We start from the raw sequence: 7,473 nt of genomic DNA on the forward strand, positions 1-7,473 counted from the left end.
CGGCGCCACGATGGCGCGAACCGCACAAAGTGCGGCGGCAACCGAGCCCGGAAGGCGTGCCGAACGCAAGAGGAAAACCCAGCCCCTCCCTCTTCCCAAATCCCCCGCCGAAGCCAAGATTTAAAGGAAAGACTAAAGAAGCACCCCAGTAAGAAACAAACTAGCCGCAGTAAAGTAGATCACCAGCCCCGTGACGTCGACGAGAGTCGCAACCGCTGGCGCTGAAGCTGAAGCCGGGTCAAACCCCACCTTCTTCAGAATAAAGGGCAGCATTGAACCCGAGATGGTTCCCCAAAGAACGACACCTACGACGCTGGCTGCGACTGTGGCGGCGACAAGCATGTAATGAGTCGTGTACAGACTTTCACGATTTGGCCAAAGCAAGATCCGAATAAAACCGATGGCGCCCAGAAGAAGTCCCAGTGTCAGTCCGGTTAAGACTTCTCGGCCTAAGACGCGCCACCAATCCCGTCCACGCACTTCTCCCAGAGCGATGGCCCGGATGACCAGAGTCGAGGCTTGCGACCCCGAGTTTCCGCCCGAAGAAATAATCAGCGGAATGAACATGGAAAGGACGACCGCTTTGGCTAATTCATCTTCGTAATAAGCCATGGCTGTGGCCGTGAACATTTCACCAAGAAAAAGAATCAAAAGCCAGCCGCCGCGTTTTTTGATCATCTCAAGCATTGAGATTTTCAAATACGGGGCATCCAAGGTCTCAACCCCCCCGAGTTTGTGAATATCTTCGGTGGCTTCTTCTTGAATCGCTGTGGCCACGTCATCGAACGTGACGATACCTTTCATGATACCGTTTTCATCAACAACGGGAACGGCCATCAGGTCTTGTTGCGAAAAGATACGACCGATCTGTTCCTGGTCCATTTCGACTGGAACTTTCAGAACATCGGTGTGCATGATCTCAGAAATGCGTTTACCCGGGGCCGCAGAAAAAAGTTCGCGGAAAGACACGACACCCAAAAGTTTTTGGTCTGAATCCAAGACATAGGCGTAATAGATGGTTTCTACATGCGTCTTAGCCTGAATGCGAATGTAGGTGATGGCCTCGTCCACGGTCATGTCGGGGCGCAGACGGACGAAACGGGAACTCATCAGTCCCCCGGCGGCATCTTCCGCATAAGCCAAAAGGGCCGTCACTTCTCGTTTCGTTTGCGGGTCCAGCAAAGCTAACAATTCATCGCGATAATCAGATCCCATTTCCTGGATCAAGTCGGCCACGTCATCGGGCGCCAACAAACGAATCCAAGAGCGTTTTTCGAGGGGAGCGGCTTCCATGATCAGTTCAGCCTGGTCATGGGTCTTAAGGCTTAGAAATAATTCTTCAGCTTCTGTGCGGGGCAGTTCTTTGAACTTTTCACGACGTTCATCGGGGCTTAATGCCGACCAGGTGTCAGTCAGGCTCAGCAGGGAGTTCTGTTCCTGGCTCTCGTCGTGTGCTTGGTTGTTGTCTTCCATCACCGCGCTCCGCTAGTTGCAAATAGAATCTGTGTCCACTTCGACCTCTCGGAGCAGATCTGTGCCGAGAAATACCCCTTTTCATCGGCAGCCGCAAACTTATTTTTTAGACCAGTTCTGCTTTTTTAAATCGGGGAAGAACTTCGCTCGTGGGGCCGAGGGCGACAATCTCACCATTCTGCAACCATAATATTCGGTCACACTTCGCTAAAGTGGAAAGCCGATGAGCAATAATAAGCTGAGTTCGGTCCGAGAAAAACTCTTCGGTGGCTTTGACCAAGATCTCTTCGGACTGTGGATCGACAGAGCTGGTCGCTTCGTCCATGATCACAATCGGTGATTCTTGCAAAAGGCACCGAGCCATACATAATAATTGGCGTTCACCCAGAGAAAGATTTTTTCCGCGTTCTTCAATGCGTAAAGCAAGGCCTTCGGGATGAGATCTTAGCCAATCCCCCAGGCCGACCTGTTCAATGACCTGCAGCAGTCTTTCATCGGGCAAAGTGTCTTTGATGTCCAGATTGAAACGCAAAGTGCCCTGAAATAAAATCGGTTCTTGGGCGATAAATGCCATCGACTGACGATACAGGTTGAGGTCCACTCCGGCAGTATCGTTTTTAAATTTAGGCAGATGCTCGTTGATCGAGATTTGCCCCTTGTCGATCGGATAAAGATAGAACAGAGCCTGAATCAAACTGGACTTTCCGGATCCTGTGCGTCCGACAATGCCCAGGCGCTCGCCGGCCTGCACTTCGAAATTCACGCCTTTTAAAACCCACGGCAGATCGTCGCGGTATCTGAACCATACGTCTTTCACTTGCACCGAGGCGCTGCGGTTTTCCGTCAGACGGCGGTTGTGCAGATATTTTTCGACGGATTCTGAATAAACAGGATGACCGGTTGCAAACTTTGCGGTGGCGGGCAGGTGGCTGCCGTTTTCCATTTCCATGCGCATGTACTGATCAAGGCGCTCAACTCCGATCATGGCTTCTTCAAACTGTGTTAACCATTCGAAAAACATTTGTACCGTGTTGCCTGAAAGAGCAATGAAACTGAAGGCGACGCCGACAGAGCCCACTGTGGCCCAACCTTTTTCCACCATGAAGTAAGCCGAAACCCCCGTCACTAAAAGTAACAGGGCCGTTAGACTGTTCATCTGAAATGAAAAGCTGATCAGCTGTTTAGTCGTACTCATTTTTTGCGTTAGAAAATAGCGATCCAAACGCTCAAAGCGTTCGCCGAAAATCTTTTCCCGCCGGAAAGAACGGATGGTGCTGGCCCCTTGGGTGGTTTCCGCAAAATGCGCAATACTCGGAGAGCGGCTGGCGGAAAGTTCACGTCGTGAGGTGCGCAGTTTCTGTTGATTCAATTTGTAAACCAGGAAGTTCATCACACCGATGAAAAAGACAAAAATCAAATAAATCGGATTGGCGACGGTGATCAGAATGACCATCATACTCAGATCAAAAATAATCGAGATGAATTCGGCCAAAGGCCCGCCGAACAAACGAAACACGTTGCCATAGTCGCTGGAAAAACGCGTGATGATTCGGCCTGCTGGCGTGTTGTCAAAAAAGCCCATGGGCAGGCGGGAAGTTCTTAAGGTGACTTCGTCATAGAAACTGGAAATCGCCTGCGCAGAAAGTCTGGAAAAACTCACGCGGAACACAAGGGTCATCGCAAAGCCGGTGATCGCCATGATTCCCAGAAGAAGAACAAACTGCTGCGAAGAAAAGCCTGTCAGTGGCGTTTCTTTACCGACCAGATTGTCGACCCAGTAGCCAATGACATTGGTGTTGGCCAAAAGAAGGCCTCGGCCGACAAAACCTAAGGTCAGACAAACTAAAATACGAGCCAGATACGGCCCATAGGCGAAGCGCAAGGTTTCATAAAGATTTTTGCTATAGCCACCTTCTTTGCGGACTTCTCCATCGGAAAGATATTTAGCCTTCACGGCAGGTTTGTGCGCTTTTCTAGAAGTCATTTTAAAACCTCCAGGGAATCCTCAGATTTTTGCGTGGCTTCCTTGGCGACCGTCGTGGTGTATTGACGGAACTTATGATTTCGCGCCAGAAGTTCTTCAAAGCTTCCCGAGTCCACAATTTCACCATCCTCCATAAACAGGATGCGATCCACCTGATGCAGAGCGCTCAGGCGATGCGTGACCAGCAGGCGGGTGCGGTCGGCCCAGGCGCCCAGAAGAAGTTGCGCAAAAAGTTTTTGTTCGGTGTCGACATCCACGGCACTTAAACAGTCATCCAAAAGTAAGACCGGAGCTTTATGAAAATGCACACGGGCCAGGCCCACGCGCTGTCGTTGACCGCCGGAAAGATTTACACCTCGTTCGCCGATTTCCGTCGCCAAACCTTTTTCCACGCGTTCGGTGTTTAAATCGAACTGTGCTAATTTCAAGGACTCTTCAATCATCGGATCTCGTTCCGACTCGATGTCGTAAATGAAAGCCACGTTTTCACGCAAGGTCGCATTCATAATGAAGCCTTCCTGGGGCACATAGGCGTACTGCGCACGCACCTCATCCAGATTCATCTGTAAGGCATTCTTTTCGCCAAAGTGGTACGACTCAAAGCTGGCGCCGGTTTCGCGAAGAAGTGAAAGAAGTAGCATGGACTTCCCAGCGCCCACTTCACCCACGACCGCGACGAACTCTCCATGTTTGATATCCAGATTGATGTTTTTCAAAATGCGTTTGCCGCTGATGGATAGATTTAAATTGCGCACCTGCACGGCGTACTTTTCTTCGCGTTTTCGGGCTTGCGGGGAAAGCTCTTTTTCTTCTTGGGTCTCATTGTTTTTCGTTGCAAGAAAGGCTTCCAGGCGCTTCAGGGATGTCCAAGAGTCAAAAGCGAAAGTGAAAAACCACGGCATCTGACGAAACGGACGGGTTAAGAACACCCCGACGATCCATAGCAAGGCGAGCAGTTCCCCACTGGTCATTTGATGTTTCGAATAAAGCACCAAAGAACCCAAAGCGACGACATTCAAAAAGAAAGTGATCGACGACGAGATCGAGTTCATGACCTGGCCATTGGTGACCATCAAAACACGGTTGCGTGTCTCGATTTCACGTTTCACAAAGATGTTGCCTTCGAAGTGACGGGTCCAACCCAAAATGCGAATCGTGCGAATGTTCTGAATCCATTCGTTCACCAAGCCGATGCGTTCCGCCGCCAACTGTTTAAAACGGTAAAAGAACTTCGACTGCCGAAAGGCCATGAAGGTATTCAGTGTTGCGATCGCGATCATCATGAGCACCGTCGGCCAAATCGGCACATCAAAAAGAAGCGAGATCGCAAAAGGTGCTAGAATCAGAGGAAATAAAGTGGAAGCCCCTGCGGGCAAAGTCTGATCTAAAAAGACGGTGGCGCCGGGGACATCTGTGGCGTACAAAGACACGATTTCGCCAACGGGTTTTCCGCTCATCGTGTCGACTCGTAAGTGCAAGGTTTTTTCATAAAGTCTTTGCGCAAAGACCTTTTGCATATGCAACGATTCGCGAATGCTTAAGTAGTTCGTCAGTTGCGAGAAGGCCTGCGCCATCAGCACACAAAGAAATGCGCCAAAAACATAAGTCAACGGGTTGGAAAAGTCGATCAGATGAAGATGCCCGCGATGTCCCGTCAGTTGGTCGATAAATTCTTTTTGAAAAAAAGGCCCAAGAAGCCCGAACACCGCCCCTAACAATGAACTGACAAGAATCAAGACACGAGCATGAAAGCGGGTGAATACGACCTGATAAAAGAGTGACTTCATGATGCGTCGTCCCTAAACCAGCCTGTGATACTCAGGCGTGGCTGAAAGCTCTTCTCGACTTGATGAGGGAAGAGGTCACTGCGAAAAAGGACAACGGTGCCCAGGTGAGGTTCCACTTGCGTGATCAGCGTGTTTTCCTGATCAGGTTCATAAAGACTCAATTCACCGCCATGTCCCTTTTGCCAGTTTTCATTGAGGTAAAGAATGAAAGTGATCTTTCGTGCTCCCGAACCCCGATGATTGTCGATATGCTTATCATAGCCAGCCCCAGGTGGGTAGAGCGCAAAATGAATTTCGAATCTTTTCAGTCCTAAGTAAAAACTCTGATTCAGCTTTTGCAAAAGCAGTTGCAGCTCTGACAGAAGCTCCTGTTGCAAAGGTGTTGCCGACGATTCTTCAATCCATCGAGTGAAGTCACCACGGATTTCTGCGTGCACTCCTTTGTTAGCTCCGTGTCCGATCGAGGCTTTTTGCAAAGCGCCCTCGGCGTACAGCTTTTGACACTCGTGGGCAAGCTTTTGACAAAATTCCCGAGTGAAAAGAGCCGATGAAAGAGCCCAGTTATTCTGTGCTAAATCATCAAACATTCGATCCAGATTTATGAGATTGATTTGATTCTGTGCCAAAGTGTTGCCATTCTATGCAGGTGAGGGGTTGATGGCAAAAAGTTCTTTTACTCGCCGTGATTTTTTAAAAGTTTCTGCACTGGGCACATCCGCTCTGGCGCTTGGCAGTTGCACAAGCTTAGACCGCTACTTCATGGGCGATAGAAGAAATTTTAAAAACGAAGTCATCATTCTTGGCGCGGGTGCAGCGGGGTTGGCGGCGGCCTTTGAACTTAAAAAACGCAAAATTCCCTTTAGAATCTTTGAAGCCTCGTCGCGCATCGGCGGACGGGTGCAGACAGTTTCAGTCTTTCCCGAGGGCGGGCCCGTTGCGGAACTGGGAGCAGAATTTTTTGACATCACACACAGCCGCGTTTTCGAATTAGCCAAAGAACTCAATATTCCCGTCAACGAGATCAAGGCCTCGGCGGGAGTCGAAGCCCATCTTTTCGCCTTCGACAAAAAGGTTTACAGTGTTAAAGACCTGGCTTCCCGAATTAAAACTTTGCAGGGCCCTTTCAAACGCATACGCAGTGAATTGTACCGCGATCAGGATGTGATTCTGACTTATCGCAATGCCTTTCAGTTTGAGCGTGCGGCGTATTACGACTCTTTATCCTTGGCCGAACTTCTGGAATCCTGGCGCAGCGAAGTGGATCCCTTGATCTTGAAGCTTATTGAGGTTCAGGCGGAAAGTCGTTTCGGTGTGGACGCCAAAGATCAGTCGGCCTTGCATTTTCTATCGACTCTGGATGCAGAAGGAAGTTCTCTCTTGACCAGTCGACCGGTGTTTCGCATGGAGGGCGGGCTGTCCAGTCTGATGCAGTCTCTTTCCGCACGAGTGGCGGGAGTGATTCCAGATTACGTGGTGCGAATGAACAGTCCGTTAGTGGAAGTTCTTGAGGACGATGGCGCCTTTCAACTGACTTTTCAAACGCCAGAAGGCAAAGAAGTGTTTACAACCCGCCACGTGATCTGCACCTTGCCTTTTTCCAAATTGCGCGAAGTCAGCGGCATTCAAAATTTGCATTTTTCACAAGTAAAAAAAGAAAGCATCCTGACTCAGGCCTATGCGACGCACGCGAAAGGGACACTTGGTTTTGAATCGGCGTTCTGGCGGCAACGACGTGGTTCTGTTCCGGCCAATCTGGGTAATTTTACTGGAAATTTTTTGACTGAAAAGATTTGGGATTCGGGGCGCGCACAAAAAGGCTCACAAGGTTTGTTGACCTTTCAGCGATCAGGTACTTCTGGTTTACAGGCGGGGGCTCAGGCCGGAGCCGAAGCTTTGACTGATCTGGATATCTTCTATAACGGTCTGCCTGCGGTACAGCCCGGGACCGCGGAAGTGGCCAACTGGCAGCAAAGAAAATGGGCGATGGGGTCGATGGCAGTCTTCAAACCGGGACAGTATATGCGCTACAAAGGTGCTGCGGGTGAGGCCGAGTACGGCGGGCGTTTTCAATTCGCCGGTGAACACACGAGCATACGTTTTGCGGGCACCTTGCATGGCGCCTTAGAAAGCGGCATCAAAGCGGCGATGGAAATTCACACCCAGATCTAACTTTTGGAAACTGATCCAGTAGTCTGGTTGTAGCGCGGGGGATTTGGTGCGGAGGAAATA

The 7,473-nt window shown here is 50.0% G+C and carries 5 protein-coding genes; 1 reads left to right on the forward strand and 4 read right to left on the reverse strand.

Annotated features, from left to right (window positions below; genetic code table 11):
* Positions 1-132: 132 nt before the first annotated feature.
* The 4 genes from mgtE to OM95_RS16905 all read right to left on the reverse strand — a co-directional run bounded on the left by mgtE (position 133) and on the right by OM95_RS16905 (position 5,870).
* A complete protein-coding gene (gene mgtE, locus OM95_RS16890) occupies positions 133-1,473 on the reverse strand; it encodes a magnesium transporter (RefSeq protein ID WP_041876491.1) in 1,341 nt (446 codons plus the stop codon).
* Positions 1,474-1,579: 106 nt separating this feature from the next.
* Positions 1,580-3,457, reverse strand: a complete 1,878-nt coding sequence (locus OM95_RS16895) for an ABC transporter transmembrane domain-containing protein (RefSeq protein WP_041876494.1) — start codon at positions 3,455-3,457, stop codon at positions 1,580-1,582.
* Positions 3,454-5,244, reverse strand: a complete 1,791-nt coding sequence (locus tag OM95_RS16900) for an ABC transporter ATP-binding protein (RefSeq protein WP_041876496.1) — start codon at positions 5,242-5,244, stop codon at positions 3,454-3,456. Before OM95_RS16900 ends, OM95_RS16895 begins: the two co-directional genes overlap by 4 nt.
* Positions 5,241-5,870 carry a 2OG-Fe(II) oxygenase gene (locus OM95_RS16905; RefSeq protein ID WP_291516728.1) on the reverse strand — a complete coding sequence of 210 codons (630 nt, stop codon included), beginning with the start codon at positions 5,868-5,870 and terminating at the stop codon, positions 5,241-5,243. Before OM95_RS16905 ends, OM95_RS16900 begins: the two co-directional genes overlap by 4 nt.
* Positions 5,871-5,901: 31 nt before the next feature.
* Between OM95_RS16905 and OM95_RS16910 the strand changes: the two genes are divergently transcribed.
* On the forward strand, positions 5,902-7,413 hold the full coding sequence (locus tag OM95_RS16910; protein ID WP_291516730.1) for an FAD-dependent oxidoreductase: 1,512 nt from the start codon (positions 5,902-5,904) through the stop codon (positions 7,411-7,413).
* Positions 7,414-7,473: the final 60 nt, after the last annotated feature.

The sequence above is a fragment of the Bdellovibrio sp. ArHS genome, from assembly GCF_000786105.1.
Classification (GTDB): domain Bacteria; phylum Bdellovibrionota; class Bdellovibrionia; order Bdellovibrionales; family Bdellovibrionaceae; genus Bdellovibrio.

Bases quoted from the DNA above. Each gene is read 5' to 3' on its own strand.
- OM95_RS16910 (WP_291516730.1), top strand. From the start codon at position 5,902: ATGGCAAAAAGTTCTTTTACTCGCCGTGATTTTTTAAAAGTTTCTGCA.
- OM95_RS16900 (WP_041876496.1), bottom strand. From the start codon at position 5,244: ATGAAGTCACTCTTTTATCAGGTCGTATTCACCCGCTTTCATGCTCGT.
- mgtE (WP_041876491.1), bottom strand. From the start codon at position 1,473: ATGGAAGACAACAACCAAGCACACGACGAGAGCCAGGAACAGAACTCC.
- OM95_RS16895 (WP_041876494.1), bottom strand. From the start codon at position 3,457: ATGACTTCTAGAAAAGCGCACAAACCTGCCGTGAAGGCTAAATATCTT.